Raw genomic sequence first — 24,855 nt, forward strand, 5'->3', positions numbered from 1 at the left:
TAAATGAAAAAAGAGCCAAATCGTATGTGATTTGGCTCTTTTTTATTATTGGTGATTCCTCATAATCCACTCTGCATGAGCATTTGTAGAAGGGGGAGGAGGCGGTGGTGTTTTGTTCTCACTCGGCTCCTTCTTTGCTTTTGCGCTGGAGTTAGAATTTGAATCGGAATTTGTATTCTCATTTTTCGTAGTCTCTGTTGGGGCTTTTGTTTTTTCTCCTATTTCCTTTTCAATTTCGTTACGTGCCGTCTCTACACTGATTGGATCCGGAAGGAAGTAATAAATACCGCCTATTTTTCTGTCTTCTCCTTCAATTTTTAACGTTTGTATTGTAGAAGGATCAAATCCAGAGAGTTTACTGTAAAGAGCAAGTCCGTCTGAAATAGGAATGTCGGTTTTTATATATTTTCCAACGACAGTCGTTAAATCTTTAATTTTAAATACAGTAGAGGCGGAATTTAGTTTTTGAGCAACAGCGGCTAGTAATTGTCTTTGTCTAGCGGCCCGACCATAATCGCCATTTGGATCCTGCTTTCGCATACGGACGTAAGCAAGTGCTTCTTCGCCGTTTAAATCTTGTTTACCTTGTTTAAATTGGATCTTTTTGTCGTAATCAACATCAGAACGTTCCCAAAAATCGAAGGGAACATCGACTGTAACACCGCCAACAGCATCGACGATACCTTTAAAGCCTTGGAAATCAATTTTAACATAATGGTCTACAGGAACTTTTAGAAAACCTTCGACAGTTTTGATTGCCATTTTTACTCCACCGTAAGCATGCGCAGCGTTAATTTTGTCTTCTTTATCCTTTCCGACAATTGGAACTCGACTATCACGAGGAATACTCATAAGCGAAACCTTTTGAGTTTTCGGATTGACTGTCGCAAACATTAATGAGTCTGTACGACCATTTTGACCGTCTGTTGCATAATCCTCTATTCCCATAATGAGGATTGTAAAAGGTTCCTTTGTAATTGCTACATCTTCGGTTCTTAAATCCGATTTTTCACGGTTAAATCCACTGTACATCCCCATGAGAGAAGAGTAGGAATTTAAAATATAAAGTCCTACGCTACCAAATAAAAATGCGAAAATAAGAAAGTAGAAAAGTTTTCTTCTACGTTTCTTTTTTATTCTGCTATTTTGGAGATGATAATAACGTTCTTCCATATATAATCTCCTTAGTTCATTTGTAGGGAATTAATTCACTACATTAATCTTTAAAGTGGATAAGTTAGCTATTCTTAGTTAACGTCTTGTTCTAAGTACAACATATCTCCTTCTTTAATTGTACATTTCCCGTTTGTTAATTCAATCATCCAATTCGTAAATGTTTGTTTTCGATTTTCTTCTACATACGTATCAAATGTGACATTTTCGAGATAATGTATATCTTTAATGGCATATTCTGAATTGCGTAATTCATTTTCAACTTTGCCAAGCAATGTATAATCAATTTCTGTTTGCATAACGCGCATTAGTTTCCGCTCAACAATGCCTACGTGATTAAGTCCTTCACTTGTACATTTTCCATATGCACGAATTAATCCACCAGCACCAAGCTTAATGCCACCAAAATAGCGCGTGACGACAACGACAGTATCTTTTAGACCTCGTTTTTTTAATACCTCTAACATAGGTACACCAGCGGTACCACTTGGTTCACCGTCATCGTTTGCTTTTTGAATTTGATCTTGTTCACCGATTAAATATGCGGAACAATTATGTGTTGCATTCCAATGTTGTTTTTTTATTTTTTGTATAAATTCTTGGGCTTCCTCTTCAGTTGTGGATCGATTTACATAGCAAATGAATCTGGATTTTTGAATAACAATTTCGTGCTCACCGTAGCCTTTAACTGTTAAATATTGTAATAACAATGGTATACGCCCCTATCCTTCAAAATGACTAGTACTTTATATTTTAAAAGCGAGCGTTTTTATATTCAAACATTTTTTATAAATATGTTGAAATTTTTGATGATTATTTTATCTTTTTGTTGTAATTTGTCGAGATGGTGATTATAATTTCTAACCTGCATTTTCATGTATTGGTGCACCTTTTTTGGTTTTCGTGTAAAATTAGGGAATAAAAATTTTTTATAAGGCAGGTACGAAAATGAAAACAGCTATTGTTACTGATAGTACAGCGTATATACCGAAGCATATTCGTGACGAACTAAATATATATATGATTCCATTAAACGTTGTGTTTGGAACGGAATCTTATCAAGAAGAAGCTGAAATTTCAGCAGATGATTTTTATGTAAAAGTACGTGAGCAGGAAGAACTTCCGAAAACTTCGCAGCCAGCAATTGGAAAGTTTTTAGAGTTATATGAAGAATTATCTAAAGAATATGATGCAGTAATTAGTATTCATCTTTCAAGTGGAATTAGTGGTACATACCAAACAGCAACGACAGCTGGACAAATGGTAGATGGTATTAATGTATATACGTACGACTCTGAAATTAGTTGTGAAGTACAAGGATTTTACGTACGTGAAGGTGCGAAATTAGCAAGTGAAGGCAAGACGCCAGAAGAGATTATCGCTCGCTTCGATGAAATGAAGCAAACGATGGATGCCTATTTTGTAGTGGATGATTTACATCATTTACAACGTGGGGGACGATTAAATAGCGCACAAGCTTTCATCGGTAGTTTGTTACAAGTAAAACCAGTGTTATATTTTAGAGATAAAGTAATTATTCCATTCGAAAAAATTCGTACGCGTAAAAAAGCGTTGAAGCGCATCATTGAAATCTTTGATGAACAGGCAAATAAAGGTGTACCTATGGAAGCTGTCATTATTCATGCAAATCGTGAAGAGGAAGCTGAGGAATGGAAGAAAGAATTAGAAGAGCAATACCCTCATGTTATAATTCGTACGAGTTATTTCGGAGCTGTAATTGGCACGCATTTGGGTGAAGGTGCACTTGGTTTAGGCTGGTATACGAAGTAATAAAGATATAAAAGCTCTCTTTTTGAAGAGGGTTTTTTTACGGATGTTTTATAAAAATTTGACAAGTTAATATTTGGAAATGGTAAAATGTACGTAAAATTAAATAATGAGGAAAGTTTTATTACTTACTTTTTACAAGAAACTATCTTATAATAGAGGAGAGGTGAAACATATGGAGCATAATTCATGTTTATGTCCAAAATTTGAGTCAGCTTTTACATTGCTTAGTAAGAAATGGACTGGCTTAATTATTAAATCTTTGTTGGAAGAGCCGAAACGCTTTAGAGAAATCGCAGATATTATACCTAATATGAGCGATCGTATGTTGTCAGAACGTTTAAAGGAATTAGAAGGCGAAGGTATCGTAGTTCGTGACGTTTACCCAGAAGTACCAGTTAGAATCGAGTATGGTTTAACTGATAAAGGGAAGGCGTTGGAAAGTGTTATGAATGAAGTCCAAAATTGGGCTGAGAAATGGATGAAGTAACGTTTCAGTCTCATTCATGTTGGTATAATTTCAAAACGTAAGGGAGTCCCTTACGTTTTTTCTATTTGTATAAAAATGGCGAAACGTTCTTAAAATTCTACATATATATACAAAATTAGATATACTTTGCTATAGAGACAAATGTAATATTACATTTATTTTACAAAACCGTAACATTGGCGAAAAAACTCCCGAATTATGGTATAAAATTTAATAGGTTAAGTACGGAAAAAGAAAAAAGAAAGCGGTGTAAAAAATAAAATGAAAAAGCTAAAAATGGCATCTTGCGCATTAGTTGCAGGGTTAATGTTTTCAGGGCTAACACCAAGTGTATTTGCAGAAGATAAAATTTCTGACGTGAAATCACAAATTAACACACAAAATGACACTTTACATAAACAACAACAAGAACGTGATGAATTACAAAAACAAATGAATGACTTAAACAAAACAATTCAAGGTTTAGATAAGTCTGTTCAAGAGAATGCTTCAAAACTTGATGAAACAACAAAAAAAGTTGCTGATACTGAGCAATTAATCGAGAAGAAAAATAAAGATATTGCAGAACTACAAACAAAAATTGCAAAACGTGAAGAGTTATTGAGAAAACGTTTAGTTGCACTTCAAGAACAACCAAACACGAACGTTGTAACAGAAGTTCTTGTAAACTCTAAAAACATTGCAGATCTAGTTGATCGCTTTAATTCTATGTCTAAAATTCTTGAGTCTGACGAAGATATCATGAAAACACAACAAGAAGATCAAGTGAACGTGAAAAAAGATGTTGAAACAGTAAAAGAAAAACAAAAAGAATTAAAAGAAGCACAAGCTCAAATTGAAACTGCTAAGAAAGAACTTGACGCTGAAAAAGCGAAAAAAGAAACTGCAGTGAATGATTTAAGCGGTAAAATGGATACCGTTGTAACTACAATGACAAGTACGGAAAGTCAATTGAAAGATCTTGAGAAACAAGCGTTACAATTACAACGTATTGCTGAAGAAGAGGCACAAGCAAAAGCTGCACAAGAAGCTGCTGCTCAAAAACAAGCAGAGCAAGCTGCTAAGGCAAAAGAAGCACAAGCGCCTGCTCAACCAGCGGCACCAGCAAACAATGCTGGACAAGCTCAAAAAGAAGAGCCTAAAAAAGAAAAGCCTAAAAAAGAAAAGAAACAACCAGAGCCGGCACCAGCACCAGCACCAGCACCAGCTCCTGGTGTGATTGGTAAAGCACAACAATACTTAGGTATGCCATATGTTTGGGGAAGTGCATCTCCATCAAACGGCGGTTTTGACTGTAGTGGATTCATCTCTTACGTCTTTGGTGTAGGTCGTCAAGACGTTAATGGATATTGGAACTCAGTTTCTAAAGTAAGTAGCCCACAACCTGGAGATTTAGTATTCTTCCAAGGTACTTATAAAGCAGGTCCATCTCACATCGGTATTTACGTTGGGAATGGCCAAATGATTCATGCGAGTGATAAAGGGATTGCTTACGGTGATATTAACAGTTCTTACAACCAGAAACATTTCTTAGGATACGGTCGATTCTAGGATTTATAATTTAATAAAACACGTGTATAAAGTCGATAGCTTACTATTTTATAAGTAGGTTATCGGCTTTTTTGAGTTTTTACGAGATTATGAGAAGAATTTATAGTAGTGCTGGAGGTGGTTTATGATGTTAGCCGGGAAACAGTTACTATTAGAAGAAATCTCTTCAGATTTGCAGGGTGAATTAAATCATTTGAAAAGGAATCGAGAAGTCGTTTGTGTACAAGGTGTAATTAAGAAGTCTTCTAAATATATGTGCCAGCGCTGCGGAAATATAGAGCAGCGACTATTTGCGTCATTTTTATGTAAAAGGTGCAATAGGGACTGTACGTATTGCCGAAAGTGCGTAACGATGGGGCGTGTGAGCGAATGTGCTGTACTTGTTCGCGGGATAGCTGAAATAAAAGGAGAAAATTACTTGAATCCGTTACGTTGGAAAGGAGTTTTGTCTGCTGGACAGGAATTGGCTGCACAAGGTGTCGTTGAAGCTGTTAAACGGAAAGAATCATTCTTTATTTGGGCTGTGTGCGGGGCTGGGAAGACGGAAATGTTGTTTCATGGAATTGCAGAGGCACTTCAAAAGGGAGAGAGAGTTTGTATTGCAACGCCGAGAACAGATGTTGTACTTGAATTAGCGCCAAGGTTACAAGAAGCGTTTCCAAATATAAATGTAGCGGCTTTGTACGGAGAGAGTTTAGATCGTGAAAAAGATGCAGTGTTAGTCGTTTCAACTACGCATCAATTGTTACGTTACTATAAATCGTTTCATGTCATGATTGTAGATGAGATAGATGCTTTTCCATATCATGCGGATAAGATGTTACATTACGCAGTAAAACAAGCAATGAAAGAGAAAGCGGCACGTATTTATTTAACAGCAACTCCAGATGAAAAGTGGAAGCGGAAGTTGCGAAGTGGTAAGCAAAAAGGGGTTATTATTTCAGGACGTTATCATCGTCATTCCTTGCCAGTTCCGGTATTTCGGTGGTGTGGAAATTGGAAAAAAGACCTCATGCGTAAAAAGATCCCTTGTGTTTTATTGCAATGGCTAAATATGTACTTATGTAAACAATATCCCATTTTTTTATTTGTTCCTCATGTGCGATACGTAGAAGAAATCAGCTTGTTATTAAAATTAATAAACAGCCAAATTGATGGTGTGCATGCAGAAGATCCGAAGAGAAAAGAAAAGGTAGCGGCTTTTCGAAAGGGAGAAATTCCTTTATTAGTTACAACGACGATTTTGGAACGAGGGGTAACCGTGAAGAATTTACAAGTAGCAGTTTTAGGAGCAGAAGAAAAAATATTTTCAGAAAGTGCTCTCGTTCAAGTTGCAGGGCGTGCTGGTAGAAGTTTTGATGAACCTCATGGAGAGGTCATCTATTTTCATTATGGAAAGACAGAGGCGATGGTACGCGCGAAAAAACATATTCAAAGCATGAATAAAAATGCTAAAGAACAAGGATTGATAGATTAATGCATTGTCTACTTTGTGATGAGCATATTTCATACGCGATTAGTTGGTACACTTTTTTTGTTAAGCTTCATAAAGAGTATATATGTGATAGATGCGAACAAAAACTTTCCTATATTATAGGAGATATTTGTAGAGAGTGTGGTCGGCTTTTAGAACTTGTGCCAGCTGAATATAAAAACAGTGATACTTGCACGGATTGCATAAGATGGATGGACGAGGAGAGGTTTCCGTCTCTCATAAATCGTTCGTTGTGTGTGTACAATGAAGGGATGAAAGAAATATTAGCACAGTTTAAGTTTCGAGGAGATGCTGAATTAGTTCATATTTTCTATCAGTCTTTTCGAAGGCTTTTTCAAAAATATTTTGCGAATGTTTCAGTTGTTATTTCTGTTCCGCTTAGTGAAGAACGAGAATACGAACGTGGTTTTAATCAAGCTGAGTTACTAGCTTCTTGTTTGCCTGTCAAAATGTCTTATACATCATTAAGAAGGATAGAAACAGAAAAGCAAAGTAAGAAGAAGCGCAAAGAAAGGATGGCGGGAAGTAATCCTTTTTATTTTCAGGGAGAAGAGATGTTTCATGGGCAACATGTTTTAATCGTTGATGATGTGTATACGACAGGAATTACAGTTAGGCAAATTGGAAGTCTTTTGTATGATAGAGGAGCGAGGGAGGTTTCTTGTTTGACACTTTGCAGAGGTTAATATGTAAATGTCGAAAGGGGTAATAAAAAGACGACAGGTCTTCTTTGACTTACGATCTTGTCATTCGTTATAGTCAGACTATGGGGCGAATGCCCTGATTTTTAGAGTGAAGGGAATGGAATGAACATGCAAGGAAGAGTAAAATGGTTCAATTCAGAAAAGGGATTTGGGTTTATTGAGCGTGAAAATGGTGACGATGTTTTTGTCCATTTTTCTGCTATTCAACAAGAAGGATATAAGTCGTTAGAAGAAGGGCAACAAGTGCAGTTTGATATTGTTGATGGCGCACGTGGACCACAAGCGGCTAATGTTGTGAAGTTGTAAAAATTACGTTTTTGGAAAAGATAAAGCTGTATTTGTGGCAGCATTTTATAAATTATGGAAGCTCTTGTTTGTAACAAGGGTTTTTTTGTTGTAGGGAGAGTTGTCAAAAAGTTGTTTCTTTTCTGTAACGAATTGTCCACAGTTACATTCGTTATTCACGATGTTAATAGGATAAAATAAAGATAGAAACGATGCATCTTTTCATTTCAACAAAAAATGATAAAAAAATCGCAATTCCACTAATTTTTTTAAAAAAGTTAGAAGGAGTTTTTAAGCCAGTGTCGAAATTATAGTACATAGGCTTGAAAGGAGGAATTCATCTATGAAATTCAACATTCGTGGTGAAAATATTGAAGTAACTCCAGCATTAAAGGAATATGTAGAGAAAAAGCTAAGTAAATTAGAGCGCTATTTTGATACATTCCCAGAGATTAAGGTTAATTTAAAAGTATACTCTGACAAGCAACGTATCGAGGTAACAATTCCATTTACAGATTTATTACTTCGTGCAGAAGAAACAAATAGCGATATGTACGCTGCAATTGATTTAGTAGTTGATAAAATTGAGCGACAAATTCGTAAACATAAAACAAAAGTAAACCGTAAATTACGTGAAAAGGGTTCTGTTAAAAACAACTTTATCCTTCCAGAAGCAGTAGCTGTTCTGGATGAGGTAGAAGAGGATGAATTAGAACTTGTACGTACAAAACGATTCGATTTAAAACCGATGGACGTTGAAGAAGCGATCTTACAAATGGATATGCTAGGACATAATTTCTTCGTCTTCACAAATGCGGATACAAATGAAACTAATGTTGTATATGGCCGTAAAGATGGAAAATATGGTTTAATCGAAACAAAATAATAATTCAAAAGCGCAGCCGAAAGAGGCTGCGCTTTTTTCTTTTTTATATATTTTTGTTTTCGTATTTCGTAATATCGATATGAATTTAAACAGCTCATTCGTAATGAGATTTAGAAGTCATGTCTCGTTACTGTCAATTGTATTACTATTCCAAAAGGATCTCGAATAATGGCATAATCAGGGCTGAACGAGTTTTTTTAAAAGGTGTTAAAATATGAACTTCATCATGTTGAATTAGATTGTGATTGAGTGCTTCAATGGTTTGGAAATCTTTAGATTGAATACATAAAGATAAGTTGTTACTGAGATTGAATGAACAATTTGTAATAGCAAGATTTAGTTTGTTTGAACAGCTTAAATAAAATAGTAGGGATTGTAGCTGAAAAAAATTCCTGAAACTAGGCCCGACATTTGGACGATTGTTGTCATAGTTATAAGACAAGTGTTACAATTATCATTAGGTTTATACATTTTAGTTTTTTTAATTAGGAGAAAAATTGGCATAACATAAATTTGATTTTTATAACGACTGATTGTAAAGAGAAAAAGAAAGCAATCAGAAGTTTTATTTTAATAAAAAGAGGAGCGTATTTCCTATGATCGGTATTTTAAAAAAGGTGTTTGATGTCAACCAACGCCAAATTAAACGTATGCAGAAGACAGTGGAGAAGATTGATGCATTAGAATCATCTATTAAGCCACTAACTGATGAGCAATTAAAAGGGAAGACGCTTGAATTTAAAGAACGTCTAACAAAAGGTGAGACAGTAGATGATCTACTTCCTGAAGCTTTTGCAGTTGTTCGTGAAGCCGCAACTCGTGTTCTTGGAATGCGTCCATATGGTGTGCAGCTAATGGGTGGTATTGCCTTACATGAAGGAAATATCTCTGAGATGAAAACGGGTGAAGGTAAAACGTTAACGTCTACTTTACCTGTATATCTAAATGCTTTAACAGGAAAAGGTGTTCACGTTGTTACAGTCAATGAATATTTAGCACAACGTGATGCGAGTGAAATGGGACAGCTACATGAGTTCCTTGGTTTAACAGTAGGAATTAACTTAAACAGTATGTCACGTGAAGAGAAGCAAGCTGCTTATGCTGCTGATATTACGTATAGCACAAATAATGAGCTTGGATTCGATTACTTACGTGACAACATGGTGTTATATAGAGAGCAGTGCGTTCAGCGTCCGCTTCATTTTGCTATCATCGATGAAGTCGATTCTATTTTAGTCGATGAAGCACGTACGCCGCTTATTATTTCTGGACAAGCTCAAAAGTCAACAGAGCTATACATGTTTGCAAATGCATTCGTTCGTACATTAGAAAATGAAAAAGAGTATTCATTTGATGTGAAAACGAAAAATGTAATGTTAACAGAAGATGGTATTACGAAAGCTGAGAAAGCTTTCCATATTGATAACTTATTCGATTTAAAACATGTCGCACTTCTTCACCATATTAATCAGGGGCTGCGTGCACACGTTGTTATGCACCGTGATACAGATTATGTTGTACAAGAAGGCGAAATCGTAATTGTAGACCAATTCACTGGTCGTCTTATGAAAGGTCGTCGTTATAGCGAAGGTTTACACCAAGCTATTGAAGCAAAAGAGGGCGTAGAAATTCAAAATGAAAGTATGACGCTTGCAACAATTACGTTCCAAAACTACTTCCGTATGTACGAAAAGTTATCTGGTATGACTGGTACAGCGAAAACGGAAGAAGAAGAATTCCGTAGTATTTACAATATGAATGTTATCGTAATTCCAACGAACAAAGATATTATTCGTGATGACCGTGCTGATCTAATCTTCAAATCAATGGAAGGTAAATTCAATGCAGTTGTTGAGGATATTGTAAAGCGTCACAAACAAGGGCAACCTATTCTTGTTGGTACAGTTGCAATTGAAACGTCAGAGCTTATTTCAAAAATGTTAACACGTAAAGGTGTACGTCATAACATCTTAAACGCAAAAAACCATGCGCGTGAAGCAGATATCATTGCAGAAGCTGGTAGTAAAGGCGCTGTAACAATTGCGACGAATATGGCTGGTCGTGGTACGGATATTAAGTTAGGCGACGATATTAAAAACGTTGGTCTAGCAGTTATCGGTACAGAGCGTCACGAAAGCCGTCGTATTGATAATCAGTTACGTGGTCGTGCTGGTCGTCAAGGGGACCCTGGTGTAACACAGTTCTACTTATCAATGGAAGATGAACTAATGCGCCGCTTCGGTTCTGACAATATGAAAGCGATGATGGATCGTCTTGGTATGGATGATTCACAGCCAATCGAAAGTAAAATGGTTTCTCGTGCTGTAGAATCTGCACAAAAACGTGTAGAAGGAAATAACTATGATGCACGTAAACAACTGCTACAATACGACGATGTACTTCGTCAACAACGTGAGGTAATTTACAAGCAGCGTCAAGAAGTAATGGATTCAGAGAACTTACGCAGCATTATTGAAGGTATGATGAAATCTACGATAGAACGTGCTGTTGCACTTCATACGCAAGAAGAAATCGAGGAAGATTGGAACATTAAAGGTCTTGTCGATTACTTAAACACAAACCTTCTTGAAGAAGGAGACGTAAAAGAAGAAGAGTTACGTCGCCTTGCTCCAGAAGAAATGAGCGAATTAATCATCGCGAAATTATTAGAGCGTTATAACGAAAGAGAAAAACTTCTCCCTGAAGAGCAGACGCGTGAATTCGAAAAAGTTGTTGTATTCCGTGTTGTAGATACGAAATGGACAGATCATATCGATGCAATGGATCAACTTCGTGAAGGTATTCATTTACGTGCTTATGGACAAATCGACCCACTTCGTGAATACCAAATGGAAGGATTCGCAATGTTCGAATCGATGATTGCTTCTATTGAAGAGGAAATTTCTCGCTATATTATGAAGGCTGAAATTGAGCAAAACCTAGAGCGCCAAGAAGTTGTTCAAGGTGAAGCTATTCATCCATCAAGCGATGGCGAAGAGGCGAAGAAAAAACCGGTTGTAAAAGGTGATCAAGTAGGCCGTAATGATTTATGTAAGTGCGGTAGTGGCAAGAAATATAAAAACTGCTGTGGTATTGGGAAGTAATATGAAACTGTAGCTTAGACTGCTTTGCAAATTATAGTAAAAAGGGATTAAACTCTCTCCGTAATAAGCGGAGAGAGTTTCCCTTGTTTTCATATGAAAGTAACAGCAATTACATAGAGGTGAAGGAAATGGAATTAGTAGAAATTAGACAAGAATTAGAGAAAATGGCTAAGAGATTAGCGGCTTTTAGGGGGTCTCTTTGACCTTCCTACTAAGGAGAAACAAATTGCAGAATTAGAAGAAACGATGATGGGCGCAGGATTTTGGGATGACCAACAAGGCGCACAAACTGTAATCAACGAGGCTAATGCGTTAAAAGACATGGTTGGAAAGTTCCGTCAGTTAGATGAGACGTTCGAAAACTTAGAAATAACGCATGAATTACTTAAAGAAGAGTACGATGAAGATTTACATGAGGAACTAGAATCTGAAGTGAAATCTTTAATTCAAGAAATGAATGAGTATGAGCTTCAGTTATTACTAAGCGATCCTTATGATAAAAATAACGCCATTTTAGAATTACACCCAGGTGCAGGTGGAACAGAGTCACAGGACTGGGGTTCTATGTTATTACGTATGTACACGCGCTGGGCTGAAAAACGTGGATTTAAAGTAGAAACGGTTGACTACTTACCGGGCGATGAAGCTGGTATTAAGAGTGTTACACTATTAATTAAAGGGCATAATGCTTACGGTTACTTGAAAGCAGAGAAAGGTGTACATCGTCTTGTACGTATTTCACCGTTCGACTCTTCAGGTCGTCGTCATACATCATTCGTATCTTGTGAAGTTGTACCTGAGTTTAATGATGAAGTTGAAATTGAAGTGCGTACAGAAGATTTAAAAATAGATACGTACCGTGCAAGTGGTGCAGGTGGACAGCACATTAATACGACAGATTCAGCAGTTCGTATTACACATACACCGACAAATACGGTTGTAACATGTCAGTCAGAGCGTTCTCAAATTAAAAACCGTGAGCACGCAATGAAAATGTTGAAAGCGAAGTTATATCAAAAGAAACTAGAAGAGCAACAAGCACAATTAGATGAAATCCGCGGGGAGCAAAAAGAAATCGGATGGGGTAGCCAAATCCGTTCTTACGTATTCCACCCGTATTCTCTTGTAAAAGACCACCGTACAAATACAGAGGTGGGTAACGTACAAGCAGTTATGGATGGAGAAATTGATCCATTTATTGATGCTTATTTACGTTCTCGCATTTAATAAGAGAAAAAGCCAACAGAATTGTTGGCACATGCTGAGGTAAAAGAGGATATAAAGAGGTTTATCTTATTTATATTGATGAAATAAAGAGGAAGAGAAGTTGGAAACGACAACTTCTCTTTTTGATGAGATTATATGTAGCATATAATGCCGTATATTGTTTTGTAAAAAGTAGAAAATAGTAAAACAGGGCGGTAATGGAGTAGGACTTTATATGGGATTTCTCTGATTTTGTTTGGAGAAAGAGGTTCTTTATAGAACTTTCTAAGGTGTTCACAGAATTGAAACAATTTGTGAAAGCTTTATTTTATTAGGCTTCTCACTATATTTGTGAAAAATATGAAATATACCTTAGTTTTTCTATATAAAGATAATGCTTATAATGAATAATGAGTGTGTATGAAGAATATCAACAATGGGGAGCGATAGAAGTGAAAAAGAAATTGTTGGCTATTGCGTTAGGGACATCAGTCGTTTTTGCTTTAGGGGCATGTGGAAATAAAGAAGAGACTAAGTCTTCAAATCAATCTGCAAGTACAGATAGTGCAGAACAAATTTTCCAAAAAAGTTGTGCAGGTTGTCACGCGAAAGATTTATCAGGAGCAACTGGACCTGATTTAAGAAAAGTAGGCGGTAAGTATGAAGCTGCAGATATCGAAGAAATTATTAAAAAAGGTCGCGGCGCAATGTCACCTGGACTTATTCAAGGTGAGGACGCAAAAAAAGTAGCTGAATGGTTAGCTGAACATAAATAAAAAAGGTGAAATAGACGAGTTGATTATAGGATCTTACCTAAAAACGATATAGGTTAAGAACTATGTCAGCTCGTTTCCCTTTATCCCGCTATTTGCGGGCGGTAAGACTCCCACCTCAAAATTCAGCTGTAAAGCAAAGGAGTTAGGTGGGAGATCAACTGCCCGTAAACACCCGATTGGTTCAACTAATAATCAGTGGGGGATGAACAAAACCCCCACTAATTAAAGTTTCACTTTATCAGGATGTAACATAACTGTAACAAAAATGTATCCGAACTGGAAACCGATTGATGTTACAATGAGGTTTGTAGAATTTTGATGAAATATATTACATAGAGCAGCGTTGCTAATAAAAGGCATGTAAGGAAGCTGCCTTCAACAAGAATGGTAAACAGAGAATAAAAGTTTTTATTTTATTTTCAAATGTACAGAAAAGTATTTCGAAAAAAAAATCATTAAGTATTGGGTGATAAATAATGATAAAAATGACGAATGTTTATAAGGAGTATCCGAATGGTATGAAAGCCATTGCTGGTCTCACAGTTAACATTAAACAAGGTGAATTCGTATACGTAGTTGGACCGAGTGGAGCCGGAAAATCTACATTTATTAAAATGATGTATCGTGAAGAGAAACCATCTACAGGATCAATTAATGTAAATGGACTTGTAATTGAAACATTAGCAGAAAGAGATGTTCCGTATTTCCGTCGTCAATTAGGCGTGATCTTCCAAGATTTTAAATTGCTACCTAAATTAACGGTATATGAGAATGTTGCGTTTGCTTTAGAAGTAATTGAAGAAGAGCCAGATGCGATTCGTGAACGTGTTACAGAAGTGTTAGGTCTTGTAGGTCTAGATGATCGTGCAGATGCACTTCCAAGTGAACTTTCAGGCGGAGAGCAACAACGTGTGGCTATTGCAAGAGCGATTGTAAATAGACCAAAGGTTGTAATTGCCGATGAGCCAACAGGTAACTTAGATATTGAAACGGCTCTTGATATTATGAAGATTTTCACACGCATTAATGAGCGTGGTACAACGATTGTTATGGCGACACATAACGCAGATATCGTAAATACAATTCGTCATCGTGTAATTGCGATTGAAGGCGGAAAAATTGTTCGAGACGAGATTGAGGGAGGATACGGATATGAAGACTAATACCCTTAGTCGACATTTGCGAGAAGGTGTAAAAAATCTATCCCGTAACGGATGGATGACATTTGCTTCTGTAAGTGCAGTAACAGTTACATTATTACTTGTAGGTGTCTTTTTAACAGCGATTATGAATATGAACCATTTTGCGACGAAAGTAGAGCAAGATGTAGAAATTCGTGTGCATATTGATCCAGCGGCAAAAGAAGCTGATCAAAAGAAATTAGAAGAAGATATGGGTAAGATTTCGAAAGTAGATTCTATTAAATATTCTTCTAAAGAAGAAGAGTTGAAACGTTTAATTAAAAGCTTAGGCGATAGTGGGAAAACGTTCGAGTTATTTGAGCAAGATAACCCACTGAAAGACGTATTTGTTGTAAAGGCGAAAGAACCAACAGATACGGCAACAATTGCGAAAAAGATTGAGAAAATGCAGTTTGTAAGTAATGTTCAATACGGTAAAGGTCAAGTTGAAAAATTATTTGATACTGTAAAAACTGGTCGTAACATCGGGATCCTGTTAATTGCTGGTCTTCTATTCACAGCGATGTTCTTAATCTCTAACACAATTAAAATTACAATTTATGCTCGTAGTACTGAGATTGAAATTATGAAACTTGTTGGTGCAACAAACTGGTTTATTCGTTGGCCGTTCTTGTTAGAGGGATTATTCCTAGGAGTATTAGGATCAATTATTCCAATTGGTGTAATTTTAGTTATATATAATTCACTACAAGGTGTGTTTAATGAAAAACTTGGCGGAACAATTTTTGAGCTTCTACCATACAACCCATTCGTATTCCAATTAGCTGGTTTATTAGTGTTAATCGGTGCATTAATCGGTATGTGGGGAAGTGTAATGTCAATTCGTCGCTTCTTAAAAGTATAAAAAGTTGCAAACATAATTCGTACAAGCTTATCATATAGTAGAAATAGGTAAAGGCATCACACATCGTGTGATGCCTTTTGCTACACCACCTGTGTGTTCTGGAAAGGGGAATTCCGCATTGAAACGTAGAGTTGCAATTATTGGAATGGTTGTTGCATTTTTAATTGGTGCTGGCGGTATGTTTGGCGGTATGTACTTGTTTGGGATAAACCCAGCGTATGTAACGCAAACAGTATCGAATGGCAATGCTGGCACAGCGCAAGGGAATTTGGCAAAGATTAATGAGGCGTATGCACTAATTGATTCACGTTATGTGGAAGACGTGAAAGACGACAAGTTAGTCGAAGGTGCAATACAAGGAATGTTGTCTACGCTGAAGGACCCTTATTCCACGTATATGGATAAAGAAACGGCAAAACAGTTTAGTCAGTCACTGGATCCTGAACTTGAAGGGATTGGAGCTGAAGTGAACAAAACGGACGGTAAGCTTATTATCGTATCGCCAATTAAAGGTTCACCAGCAGAAAAGGTAGGAATTAAACCGAATGACCAAATTTTATCTGTAGATGGAAATAGTGTGAAAGACTTATCACGAGAAGAAGCAGTATTAAAAATTCGTGGTAAAAAAGGAACGACTGTTGCAATTGAAATTAAGCGTGCAGGAGTGGCTGATCCGATAGAATTTAAAATTAAGCGTGAAAAGATTCCGATTTTTACTGTATTTAGTTCTGTAAAGCAAGAGAGCGGAAAAGATATCGGTTATATGCAAATTACTTCTTTCGCTGAAAATACTGCGAAAGAATTTAAGGATCAGTTAAAAGAGTTAGAGAAGAAAAATATAAAAGGCTTAGTTATTGACGTGCGTGGTAATCCTGGCGGTTATTTAAATAGCGTAGAAGATATACTAGGGGAAATCATGACGAATAAAAAGCCAATGCTACAAGTAGAAGAGCGAAATGGTCAGAAGAAGAAATTCTCTACGGAACTTAAAGAGAGAAAGCCTTATCCAATTTCGGTATTGATTGATAATGGAAGTGCTTCTGCTTCAGAGATTTTAGCGGGTGCGCTGAAAGAGGGAGAAGGCTACGATTTAATTGGTGAAAAAACGTTTGGTAAAGGTACTGTCCAGCAAGCTGTTCCATTTAAAGATGGCAGTAACATTAAATTAACGATGTTTAAATGGTTAACACCAGACGGCAATTGGATTCATAAAAAAGGAATTGCGCCAACTGTAGAAGTGAAGCAACCAGATTATTATCATGCGACACCAATTCAAATTGAAAAGACACTTTCATACAATGCAAATGATGTGCAAGTAAAACACGCGCAAGAAATGCTTAAGAGCTTAGGATATGTACCAGGCCGTGAAGATGGATACTTTAGTAAAGAGACAGAATCAGCACTGAAAGCATTCCAAAATGCGAATGAGATGGAAGCGACAGGACAACTTGATAAAAAGACAGCTGAAGCGATTCAAACTAAAATTATTGAAAAAATCCGTTCTGGAGAAAATGATTTACAATTACAAACAGCATTGAAATTAATAGTGAAATAAGAAATACAGGCACTTTGGTGCCTGTATTTTTTTATGTGTTAAACACACGTTTCTTTAGTTATGATAAGATAAAAAGAAAGAATGAGATAAATGGTGGTGAATGAATTCGTGGAGGCATGGCTTTTTGAAATACTACGAGCAGTTGGACGTTTTTTCTTACACCCTGCTGTCTATGTATTTTTAATTAGTAGTATCTTCGTTGGATACTTACGTATATTACGAGAACGAAAAGATTTTTCTTTTAAAGTATATGAAATTTGGTTTGAACTGCGAACATCTCTGTTTGCAGGAGTTGGATACGGATTAATCGTATCTATTATTACGGTTGGGCTTGGGCTCGTTGTGTCTAAGGCGAGTATATGGATGATTTTAATTTGGACACTAGTATTCGGATTAACTGCTATGTATCGATATTTATCTGCAGCTTATTCGTTTGGAATCGCGATTGCATTCGTTTTATTATCTTCTAAGATGCCAGTTTCCTTCTTACAGCTTGGAGAAGGTGAGGAGGGTACGATTGTATCACTTGCTATTTTACTAGGTGTTATGCTCGTTGTAGAGGGCTTATTAATCTCTAAAAATGCAGTACGTTATTCTACTCCGAAAATTAAAAAGGGTAAGCGTGGTTTAAGAATTGGATTACATGAATCAAAACGCTTGTGGCTTGTACCAGTATTTATTCTTATACCAGGAGACGCGGTGACAGATTTTATTTCTTGGTGGCCTGTCGTTTCAATTGGTTCGACTACATACTCTTTATTCCTCGTTCCGTTTTTAATTGGATTTATGAGAAAGATTAGAAGCTATGAGCCGACGGAAGCTTTATTATTTACAGGAAGACGTGTCTATGGATTAGCAGGGATTGTACTTGTTTTAGGTATCGCAAGTTACTGGTGGCACGTACTCGCAATTATCGCGATGGGAGTCGCAATGCTTGGACGCTTTACAATCTCGATGCAAGAGAAGATTGCAGACGAGACAAGGCCAGCATACTTTGCCGCACGTAATGATGGACTTGTTGTGTTAGATACAATTCCGAATACAATTGGGGCAGAGATGAATTTAAAGCCTGGGGAAGTTATTACGAAAGTAAATGGAATCATTCCAAGAAGTACCGAAGAGTTTTATGATGCGCTTCAAACGAAGACGACAGGAGCGTTTTGTAAATTAGAAGTAGTAGATACAAATGGTGAGCTTCGTCTTGCTCAAACGGCATTATACGCCGGGGGCCATCATGAATTAGGTGTTGTATTTGTTCAGCAAGAGCACGATTGGGATTCGGAAGCGATATGATAGAAATGAGGGTGTCACCTAGTCAAAAATTTTGACTAGGTGACACCTTTTTTATTTTAGGAACAGCGCGATAGTAAATGAAATTTATATCAGTGATTCAACAAGAGATATCGATTTCCCAATAAAAACTGTGGCCTCTATTTTAGTTTCATAGACGGATAACTTGAATAATTATTTGATAATGGTTATCATTTAGGGAGTCTTTTAATTTGGAAAAGGGAGGAAAGATATGCTGCGTAAATTTTTTTCTTATTATAAACCGTACAAAGGTTTATTCGTACTTGATTTTTCCTGTGCAGTTATCGCAGGTTTACTCGAACTTGGGTTTCCGCTTATCGTAAACCAATTTATTGATAAGCTATTACCAGGACAAAACTGGACGCTTATTTTATGGGCTTGTTTCGGTTTACTCGCAGTTTATATTTTAAATGCAGGTTTGCAATATGTCGTTACATACTGGGGACATATGCTTGGTGTTAACATTGAAACGGATATGAGGCAGAAATTATTTGATCACATTCAAAAGCTATCATTCAGATTTTTTGATAATAATAAAACAGGTCATTTAATTTCACGCCTTACAAACGATTTAATGGAAATTGGAGAAATTGCTCACCACGGACCAGAAGATTTATTCATTGCCATTATGACTTTAGTCGGAGCATTTTCATTTATGATGATGATTAACTGGAAGTTAGCACTATTAACATTCTTCGTTATTCCATTCTTATTATGGTTGGCACTTTACTTCAATAAAAAAATGACAGGTACGTTTAGACGTTTATTCTCAGACGTTGCGGATTTCAATGCATGCATTGAGAACAATGTTGGTGGTATCCGCGTTGTACAAGCATTCGGAAATGAAAAATTTGAGAAAGAGCAATTTGCTGTAAATAATGCTCGTTTCCGTACAACAAAATTAATGGCGTATAAAATTATGGCGTTAAACTCATCTATTAGTTATATGCTGATGCGTCTCGTAACGCTCTTTGTATTAATATGTGGTACATGGTTTGTATTGCAAGGTGAATTAACGTACGGTGGATTCATTGGATTCGTTTTGTTAACGAATATTTTCTTCCGACCAATTGAAAAAATTAATGCGGTTATAGAAAGTTATCCGAAAGGAATCGCTGGTTTTAAACGATATGTAGAACTTTTGGAAACAGAGCCTGATATTGTAGATTCTAAAGATGCAATCGAAGTAAAGCATGTACACGGCGATATTCAATATAACAACATTACGTTCGGATATGAAAATAAAGAACCGATTTTAAAAGATATTAGCTTGAAAATACATGCAGGTGAAACAGTTGCTTTCGTTGGGCCATCAGGGGCAGGAAAAACAACGTTATGTAGTTTATTACCGCGTTTTTACGAACAATCATCTGGATCGATTCAAATTGATGGAATTGATACGAAAGAGATGACGTTATCGTCACTTCGTAAGCAAATTGGAATTGTACAGCAAGATGTTTTCTTATTCTCTGGAACAATTCGTGAAAATATCGCTTACGGAAACTTAAAAGCTTCAGAAACTGAAATTTGGCAAGCTGTAAAGCGTGCTCAGTTAGAAGATTTGATTTACTCGCAACCAGAAGGTTTAGATACAGTTATTGGTGAGCGTGGCGTGAAACTTTCAGGGGGGCAAAAGCAGCGCTTAGCGATTGCTCGTATGTTCTTGAAAAACCCGCCAATTTTAATATTAGATGAAGCAACTTCTGCGCTAGATACAGAGACGGAACTTGCTATTCAAAAATCACTTGCAGAACTATCTGTTGGCCGTACAACGTTAGTTATCGCCCATAGACTTGCAACTATTAAAAATGCAGATCGCATCGTCGTTGTAAATAAAGATGGTATTGCAGAACAAGGTTCACATGATGAATTAATCGAGCAAGGTGGAGGGTATAGCCGATTATATGAAGCTCAGTTTAGTTCGTAAATATAATTTCTGCTGAATTAGTGCACCATAAGTAAGTGGAAACTTTATATGGGAGGCTATAAAGCATGATTGTAACAACAACTTCTACAATTCAAGGGAAAGAAATTATTGAGTATATCGATATCGTCAATGGAGAAGCAATTATGGGTGCGAATATCGTTCGTGATCTTTTCGCTTCTGTCCGCGACGTTGTCGGTGGTCGCGCAGGTGCTTACGAAAGTAAATTGAAAGAAGCGCGCGACATTGCAATGGAAGAGATGAAAACTCTCGCAAGACAAAAAAATGCGAATGCCATTGTCGGTATCGACGTGGACTACGAAGTAGTTCGCGAAGGGATGCTAATGGTTGCGGTGAGTGGAACTGCTGTCCGTATATAAAGTGAAACTTTAATCAGTGGGGGTTTTGTTCACCCCCACTGATTATCAGCCCGACTCCCACCTAACTTCTTTGCTCAAGACGAATTTTGAGGTGGGAGTCTTACTGCCCACAAATAGCGGGATAAAGTGAAAAGCCGTGCTGATGCACGGCTTTTTGTTATTAGTGATGCTGTTATCATGTCTAACATTATAGGTAGGTCGATATTCTATGTCGAAGCCTGGATATTTCTTGGGAAATGCGGAAGGTCCCGTCGATATATAGGGAAGACATTAGAGAGCTTCTTTACACTTTCGAATTTGAACCAATAATTTTTCGTATTCTTGTTCGAGAATTGTGATGTCATCGTGATGATTGGGTATAGAAATCCGGCTGATGATTTCTGTTAATTTTGTTTGTAATCGTAATAATTCTTGTTCAGTAACGTTTACAGAAGCTTGAGTTGTTCTTTTTGTGTATTGCTCGTAATTGCCGTGGAAGATTCTTGGTTCGTTTTCATCTACTTGTAGAATATGGTCTGCAACAGAACGAATAAAGGCACGGTCATGGCTAATGAAAAGTATAGTGCCAGGATACTCTTGTAACATGCTTTCTAATTCTTCTTGCGTTGCTAAGTCCAAATAGTTTGTCGGTTCATCGAGTAGAAGCATATTATAGTTTCCTAAAAATACTTTTGCGAGCGCAACCTTCATCCGTTCACCACCACTTAAGACGTGCACAGGTTTATGAACATCTTCACGGCGAAAAAGAAGGCGAGCAAGTATTGTCCGAACGAACGATTCCGTATAATTTGTCTCTTCTAGAACATTTTCCAAAATTGTTTTATTCGTTTTTAAAATAGATAATGTTTGTTCGAAGTATCCAATTTTACAACTTTTCGAAAGCTGGATCCCACGCTCATTTGCGAGAAGCATTTTGAACAATGTCGTTTTTCCGCTTCCGTTTGCCCCTAAAATAGCAAGCTTTGCGCCGGGAGCGATAGTTCCGCTCATATTTTGGAATAGTGTGCGGTCCCCTATTTTCTTTTTTGCTTTATTAAACTGTACAACCGCTTTACTATGAATGGGTGCATGGTATTGTACGTCAAACCGGGCTTGAGAAAAATCTTTCGGCTTTTCCTTCTGTTCTAATTTTTCGAGACGTGTTTCTAATGCCTTCGCTGCTTTGCTAACATTTTCTTGGCCATGAGCCCCACTTAATTTATAAAGTTTAGATTCAGATGAACTGAACCGTGTTGGGACTTTTGTCATGCTAGAAGCGCGTTGCTTTCTTTGTAAAATTGATTGTTCTAAACGATTTTTTTCTTGTACATATTGCTCGTATTCTGCTTGTTTTTGTATTCGCTCACGTTCTTTTTGTTTTCGATAGTTTGAATAATTCCCTTTATATTCTTGAATAGTACCGTCTTCAACTTCGATGATTTTGGTACATATGGTATCTAGGAAATCACGATCATGCGATATTAAAACAAGTGCACCTTTATAAGAGAAAAGTGCCTTTTCTAATTGCTCTGTACCGAACAGATCTAAGTGGCTTGTTGGTTCATCAGCAAATAGAATGCCTGCATCCTGTTCGAGAGCATGGGCAATCTTTAGGCGCATTCGTTCACCACCGCTCATTGAATCTGCAACGTTTGAAATACTCCATTTTCCTTTTGCGAGAGAAGAAGCAGTTTCAGGTAGTTCCTCGCTAAGCTGAGGAATGATGGCGATAGAGCTATGATGAGTTACTGTACCTTTGTCAGCTTCTATTTCTTTACTTAATATTTGTAATAACGTAGATTTTCCCGCTCCGTTGACTCCGACAATTCCTATGCGATCATGTGCTTGAATTTCCAGTGATGGTAATGTGAATATGGTGCGATCACCAAAGCTCTTTTCAATATTACGTGCGAATAAAATAGTCATAAAAAAACCTCCCTAGTTTCACTAGAGAGGATAAACGTCGCCCTTGAATGTAAAAATCGTACATAAATAAGCGATGCACATATTTTTACATGATCGTTTCGAAAGAAAGTATCGACAAATGGACAGACTAATCCTCTGCTAGTTTTCATCATTTTTGTTCACTATTTGTGATGGATGAAATAAATAAGAGAATTAGAACTTCATTAGTCAAAGTACCTTCCTTTCATAAGATTATTTTCATTGTATGCGCATACAAATAGGTTTGTCAAACTTATTTCTGTTTGTTATTTTTGAATTCGTTATTATACAGTTTTGCTTTTGCGAGTGCTTCAGCATCATTTTGGATTTCGTTTAATCCGTTCGCATCACCAATAACATACCCTTCAAATGAAGAACCAACAAAATCAAAGATATATTGGAACTGGGCGATAAGTGGCAATGCCTTCAGTTTCGGATTATCTCCACCAACGATGACAACGTACATTTTTTTACCTTTCATTTTTTCTTTGAAATGAAGGGATTTATCGCGTAGACTTTGAGACCAGCGATCGACGAAGTTCTTCATATGACCGCTCATTCCATACCAGTATAGCGGCGTTGCAAAGATGATTGTATCGTGTTCTAGCATGCGCTCAATTAACTGTTGGTAATCGTCATTTACAGGTTGGAATCCTTCCGCATCATGGCGCTGATCTGTAATAGGATGAACGGTATGGTCGCGCAAATAAATTTGCTCCGCTTCGGTTCCGTCAATCATCATATGTGTTAAGGCTTCCGTATTTCCGTTTTCTCTTGAACTACCGTGTATAACAAACATGTCATCATTCCTTTTCTTTTGCTTGTTTTAAGAGTGAAACGTGTTTTTGCAAGTTGGCTTGAATACTAGAGAGCAATTCGATTTGTTTCGTAACTTCACATAGCTTATCTTCGTAAAGTGTGAGAATGCTACTGCATGGATTTTCGTATAAATGCGGCTCGATTTCAAGGCAGCGCAGCATTCGTGCTGTTTCTTCTAAATTTAGGCCAAGCTGTAAGTACATTTGAATAAGTGCTACCTTTTCGATGGCACTTTTATCAAAATCACGATAACCATTTTCGAGACGGTTTGAAGGGAGCAATCCCTTTTCTTCGTAATGTCTTAGTGAACGTTCGCTAACCCCTGTTTCTTTTGATAACTCCCCAATTCGCACTGTATTTCACTCCTTTTACATGTATTGTAAACCTTCACACTAATGTGAAGGTCAACTCTGTTTTTTTGCAAAAGAATCTACATGATTTAAAAAGACTTGAATGGCTTTAGAAGGGATGAAATATTTGCCGCGTACGATGGAGAACGGGCGGATTAGCTTTTCGTTAGGTACGGGGACGTGGAATAGTTCTTTTGCTAATAATTCTTTCCGCACGGTCCAATCCGAAAGTATAGCGATGCCAAGCCCAGCAGCGACGGCTTCCTTCACGCTTTGTATACTGCTGAATGTAAAGAAGCGCTTCATTTTTAAGTGATGTTGGTGTATAAAGCGATCGCTATAGGCGCGTGTGCCAGAACCGCTCTCCCTTAATACCCAGACTTGATCTTGGAGAGTATTTTCATTTATTTCCTCGGTATGGAGCAATGGATGGTTTGGCGTGACGACAAGCTTCATCTCATCTTGCATAAAAGTTTCAACATCTACGTCGGCGTATACGACTTGGCCTTCCACTAAGCCGATATCAATTTGATTAGAGCGAATGCTTTGCAAAACTTCTTCTGTATTGGAGATGAATGTATGAACTTCGACGTGCGGGTTTTCATTAGCATAGCGCGCTAATATTTTGGGAAGTAAGTATTCACCAATTGTAAAGCTAGCGCCGATCCGCAGCGTTCCCGTTACGACGTTGTGCAATTCATTAATTTCTTGTTTCGCATCTTCATAAAGTGAGAGCATTTGCTTTGCGTGTATGTATAAAATATTTCCTGCCTCTGTAACTTGGACGTGCTTTGGGGAGCGCTGAATAAGTGTAGTTCCAAACTCATTTTCTAAGTTGCGAATGTGCATACTAACACCAGGTTGTGAAAGATTTAATAGCTCTGCAGCGCGCGAGAAATGCTTTTGTTCAACAACGGTCACAAAAATCTTTAAAATGTCGACGTTCATCGGATGTGCTCCTTTATTTTTGCTTTCATTTTATCATAAGTTTTTTTGATGATTGAGATTTAATATTGATATTAAACTTATCATTAAAACTCTCTTATAATGTAACTAGAAAGAACATGCATGTTCCAATACGATTATTGG

21 protein-coding genes and 2 pseudogenes are annotated in these 24,855 nt (G+C 37.1%); 16 read left to right on the plus strand and 7 right to left on the minus strand.

The genetic code is table 11. From position 1 onward, the window contains the following. Positions 1-45: 45 nt before the first annotated feature. Positions 46-1,173: an LCP family protein gene (locus tag VK90_RS02595; RefSeq protein WP_048370253.1), complete on the minus strand. Its 1,128-nt coding sequence runs from the start codon at positions 1,171-1,173 to the stop codon at positions 46-48. Positions 1,174-1,247: 74 nt separating this feature from the next. Further along, positions 1,248-1,883, minus strand: a complete 636-nt coding sequence (locus tag VK90_RS02600) for a YigZ family protein (protein WP_048370255.1) — start codon at positions 1,881-1,883, stop codon at positions 1,248-1,250. A 238-nt stretch (positions 1,884-2,121) separates the two neighbouring features. On the opposite strand from VK90_RS02600, the gene VK90_RS02605 reads away from it, so the two are divergent. The 7 genes and pseudogenes from VK90_RS02605 (at position 2,122) to hpf (ending at position 8,372) form a co-directional block, all read left to right on the plus strand. Next, on the plus strand, positions 2,122-2,964 hold the full coding sequence (locus tag VK90_RS02605) for a DegV family protein (protein WP_048370257.1): 843 nt from the start codon (positions 2,122-2,124) through the stop codon (positions 2,962-2,964). Between the two features lie 172 nt (positions 2,965-3,136). Then, a complete protein-coding gene (locus VK90_RS02610) occupies positions 3,137-3,451 on the plus strand; it encodes a winged helix-turn-helix transcriptional regulator (protein WP_025148190.1) in 315 nt (104 codons plus the stop codon). A 203-nt stretch (positions 3,452-3,654) separates the two neighbouring features. Beyond that, positions 3,655-5,002, plus strand: a pseudogene (locus VK90_RS02615) (C40 family peptidase). A gap of 127 nt (positions 5,003-5,129) precedes the next feature. After that, positions 5,130-6,479 carry an ATP-dependent helicase ComFA gene (comFA, locus tag VK90_RS02620; protein WP_048370373.1) on the plus strand — a complete coding sequence of 450 codons (1,350 nt, stop codon included), beginning with the start codon at positions 5,130-5,132 and terminating at the stop codon, positions 6,477-6,479. Next, entirely contained in the window at positions 6,479-7,183 is a 705-nt protein-coding gene (locus tag VK90_RS02625; protein ID WP_048370262.1) for a ComF family protein, read from the plus strand. The genes comFA and VK90_RS02625 overlap by 1 nt, the downstream gene beginning before the upstream one ends. Positions 7,184-7,309: 126 nt before the next feature. Beyond that, positions 7,310-7,507 carry a cold shock domain-containing protein gene (locus VK90_RS02630; protein WP_033795393.1) on the plus strand — a complete coding sequence of 66 codons (198 nt, stop codon included), beginning with the start codon at positions 7,310-7,312 and terminating at the stop codon, positions 7,505-7,507. Positions 7,508-7,829: 322 nt separating this feature from the next. Beyond that, positions 7,830-8,372: a ribosome hibernation-promoting factor, HPF/YfiA family gene (gene hpf / locus VK90_RS02635; RefSeq protein WP_002174210.1), complete on the plus strand. Its 543-nt coding sequence runs from the start codon at positions 7,830-7,832 to the stop codon at positions 8,370-8,372. Between the two features lie 110 nt (positions 8,373-8,482). Here hpf and VK90_RS27930 read toward each other — a convergent pair. Next, positions 8,483-8,685 (minus strand): annotated as a pseudogene (locus VK90_RS27930) (VOC family protein); the annotation flags it as partial. A 283-nt stretch (positions 8,686-8,968) separates the two neighbouring features. Here VK90_RS27930 and secA point away from each other — a divergent pair. The 9 genes from secA (at position 8,969) to VK90_RS02680 (ending at position 20,674) form a co-directional block, all read left to right on the plus strand. Next, positions 8,969-11,476 carry a preprotein translocase subunit SecA gene (secA, locus tag VK90_RS02640; RefSeq protein ID WP_048370263.1) on the plus strand — a complete coding sequence of 836 codons (2,508 nt, stop codon included), beginning with the start codon at positions 8,969-8,971 and terminating at the stop codon, positions 11,474-11,476. Positions 11,477-11,604: 128 nt separating this feature from the next. After that, positions 11,605-12,703, plus strand: a protein-coding gene (prfB, locus tag VK90_RS02645; protein WP_156185344.1) for a peptide chain release factor 2 whose coding sequence is annotated in 2 segments (ribosomal slippage) — positions 11,605-11,676 and positions 11,678-12,703 — 1,098 coding nt in all. Because the reading frame shifts where the segments join, the coding sequence is not laid out codon by codon here. Positions 12,704-13,134: 431 nt separating this feature from the next. Continuing rightward, positions 13,135-13,458, plus strand: a complete 324-nt coding sequence (gene cccB / locus VK90_RS02650; RefSeq protein ID WP_025148195.1) for a cytochrome c551 — start codon at positions 13,135-13,137, stop codon at positions 13,456-13,458. A gap of 476 nt (positions 13,459-13,934) precedes the next feature. Continuing rightward, entirely contained in the window at positions 13,935-14,621 is a 687-nt protein-coding gene (gene ftsE / locus VK90_RS02655; RefSeq protein WP_033795390.1) for a cell division ATP-binding protein FtsE, read from the plus strand. Continuing rightward, complete coding sequence (gene ftsX / locus VK90_RS02660; protein ID WP_002174205.1) at positions 14,611-15,504, plus strand: permease-like cell division protein FtsX; 894 nt, start codon at positions 14,611-14,613, stop codon at positions 15,502-15,504. The genes ftsE and ftsX overlap by 11 nt, the downstream gene beginning before the upstream one ends. A gap of 118 nt (positions 15,505-15,622) precedes the next feature. Further along, entirely contained in the window at positions 15,623-17,059 is a 1,437-nt protein-coding gene (locus VK90_RS02665) for a S41 family peptidase (RefSeq protein WP_082147755.1), read from the plus strand. A gap of 108 nt (positions 17,060-17,167) precedes the next feature. Further along, complete coding sequence (locus VK90_RS02670; RefSeq protein ID WP_197088195.1) at positions 17,168-18,352, plus strand: PDZ domain-containing protein; 1,185 nt, start codon at positions 17,168-17,170, stop codon at positions 18,350-18,352. Between the two features lie 229 nt (positions 18,353-18,581). After that, on the plus strand, positions 18,582-20,297 hold the full coding sequence (locus VK90_RS02675; RefSeq protein ID WP_048370272.1) for an ABC transporter ATP-binding protein: 1,716 nt from the start codon (positions 18,582-18,584) through the stop codon (positions 20,295-20,297). Between the two features lie 65 nt (positions 20,298-20,362). Then, a complete protein-coding gene (locus VK90_RS02680; RefSeq protein ID WP_002068307.1) occupies positions 20,363-20,674 on the plus strand; it encodes a heavy metal-binding domain-containing protein in 312 nt (103 codons plus the stop codon). A gap of 270 nt (positions 20,675-20,944) precedes the next feature. Here VK90_RS02680 and abc-f read toward each other — a convergent pair whose 3' ends face one another. The 4 genes from abc-f to VK90_RS02700 all read right to left on the minus strand — a co-directional run bounded on the left by abc-f (position 20,945) and on the right by VK90_RS02700 (position 24,714). Further along, positions 20,945-22,579, minus strand: a complete 1,635-nt coding sequence (abc-f, locus tag VK90_RS02685) for a ribosomal protection-like ABC-F family protein (RefSeq protein ID WP_048370276.1) — start codon at positions 22,577-22,579, stop codon at positions 20,945-20,947. A gap of 271 nt (positions 22,580-22,850) precedes the next feature. Continuing rightward, on the minus strand, positions 22,851-23,396 hold the full coding sequence (locus VK90_RS02690) for a flavodoxin family protein (RefSeq protein ID WP_048370277.1): 546 nt from the start codon (positions 23,394-23,396) through the stop codon (positions 22,851-22,853). Positions 23,397-23,400: 4 nt separating this feature from the next. Next, positions 23,401-23,769, minus strand: a complete 369-nt coding sequence (locus VK90_RS02695) for a MerR family transcriptional regulator (protein WP_048370279.1) — start codon at positions 23,767-23,769, stop codon at positions 23,401-23,403. A gap of 51 nt (positions 23,770-23,820) precedes the next feature. Further along, positions 23,821-24,714 (minus strand): LysR family transcriptional regulator, encoded by an 894-nt coding sequence (locus VK90_RS02700; RefSeq protein ID WP_048370280.1) that lies wholly within the window; start codon positions 24,712-24,714, stop codon positions 23,821-23,823. Positions 24,715-24,855: the final 141 nt, after the last annotated feature.

The sequence above is a fragment of the Bacillus sp. LK2 genome (assembly GCF_001043575.1).
Classification (GTDB): Bacteria; Bacillota; Bacilli; order Bacillales; family Bacillaceae_G; genus Bacillus_A; species Bacillus_A paramycoides.

Excerpts from the sequence above, each read along its gene's own strand:
- VK90_RS02595 (WP_048370253.1), bottom strand. The coding sequence starts at position 1,173 with ATGGAAGAACGTTATTATCATCTCCAAAATAGCAGAATAAAAAAGAAA.
- VK90_RS02605 (WP_048370257.1), top strand. The coding sequence starts at position 2,122 with ATGAAAACAGCTATTGTTACTGATAGTACAGCGTATATACCGAAGCAT.
- VK90_RS02610 (WP_025148190.1), top strand. The coding sequence starts at position 3,137 with ATGGAGCATAATTCATGTTTATGTCCAAAATTTGAGTCAGCTTTTACA.
- comFA (WP_048370373.1), top strand. The coding sequence starts at position 5,130 with ATGTTAGCCGGGAAACAGTTACTATTAGAAGAAATCTCTTCAGATTTG.
- VK90_RS02625 (WP_048370262.1), top strand. The coding sequence starts at position 6,479 with ATGCATTGTCTACTTTGTGATGAGCATATTTCATACGCGATTAGTTGG.
- VK90_RS02630 (WP_033795393.1), top strand. The coding sequence starts at position 7,310 with ATGCAAGGAAGAGTAAAATGGTTCAATTCAGAAAAGGGATTTGGGTTT.
- hpf (WP_002174210.1), top strand. The coding sequence starts at position 7,830 with ATGAAATTCAACATTCGTGGTGAAAATATTGAAGTAACTCCAGCATTA.
- secA (WP_048370263.1), top strand. The coding sequence starts at position 8,969 with ATGATCGGTATTTTAAAAAAGGTGTTTGATGTCAACCAACGCCAAATT.
- ftsE (WP_033795390.1), top strand. The coding sequence starts at position 13,935 with ATGATAAAAATGACGAATGTTTATAAGGAGTATCCGAATGGTATGAAA.
- ftsX (WP_002174205.1), top strand. The coding sequence starts at position 14,611 with ATGAAGACTAATACCCTTAGTCGACATTTGCGAGAAGGTGTAAAAAAT.
- VK90_RS02675 (WP_048370272.1), top strand. The coding sequence starts at position 18,582 with ATGCTGCGTAAATTTTTTTCTTATTATAAACCGTACAAAGGTTTATTC.
- VK90_RS02680 (WP_002068307.1), top strand. The coding sequence starts at position 20,363 with ATGATTGTAACAACAACTTCTACAATTCAAGGGAAAGAAATTATTGAG.
- abc-f (WP_048370276.1), bottom strand. The coding sequence starts at position 22,579 with ATGACTATTTTATTCGCACGTAATATTGAAAAGAGCTTTGGTGATCGC.
- VK90_RS02690 (WP_048370277.1), bottom strand. The coding sequence starts at position 23,396 with ATGTTTGTTATACACGGTAGTTCAAGAGAAAACGGAAATACGGAAGCC.
- VK90_RS02700 (WP_048370280.1), bottom strand. The coding sequence starts at position 24,714 with ATGAACGTCGACATTTTAAAGATTTTTGTGACCGTTGTTGAACAAAAG.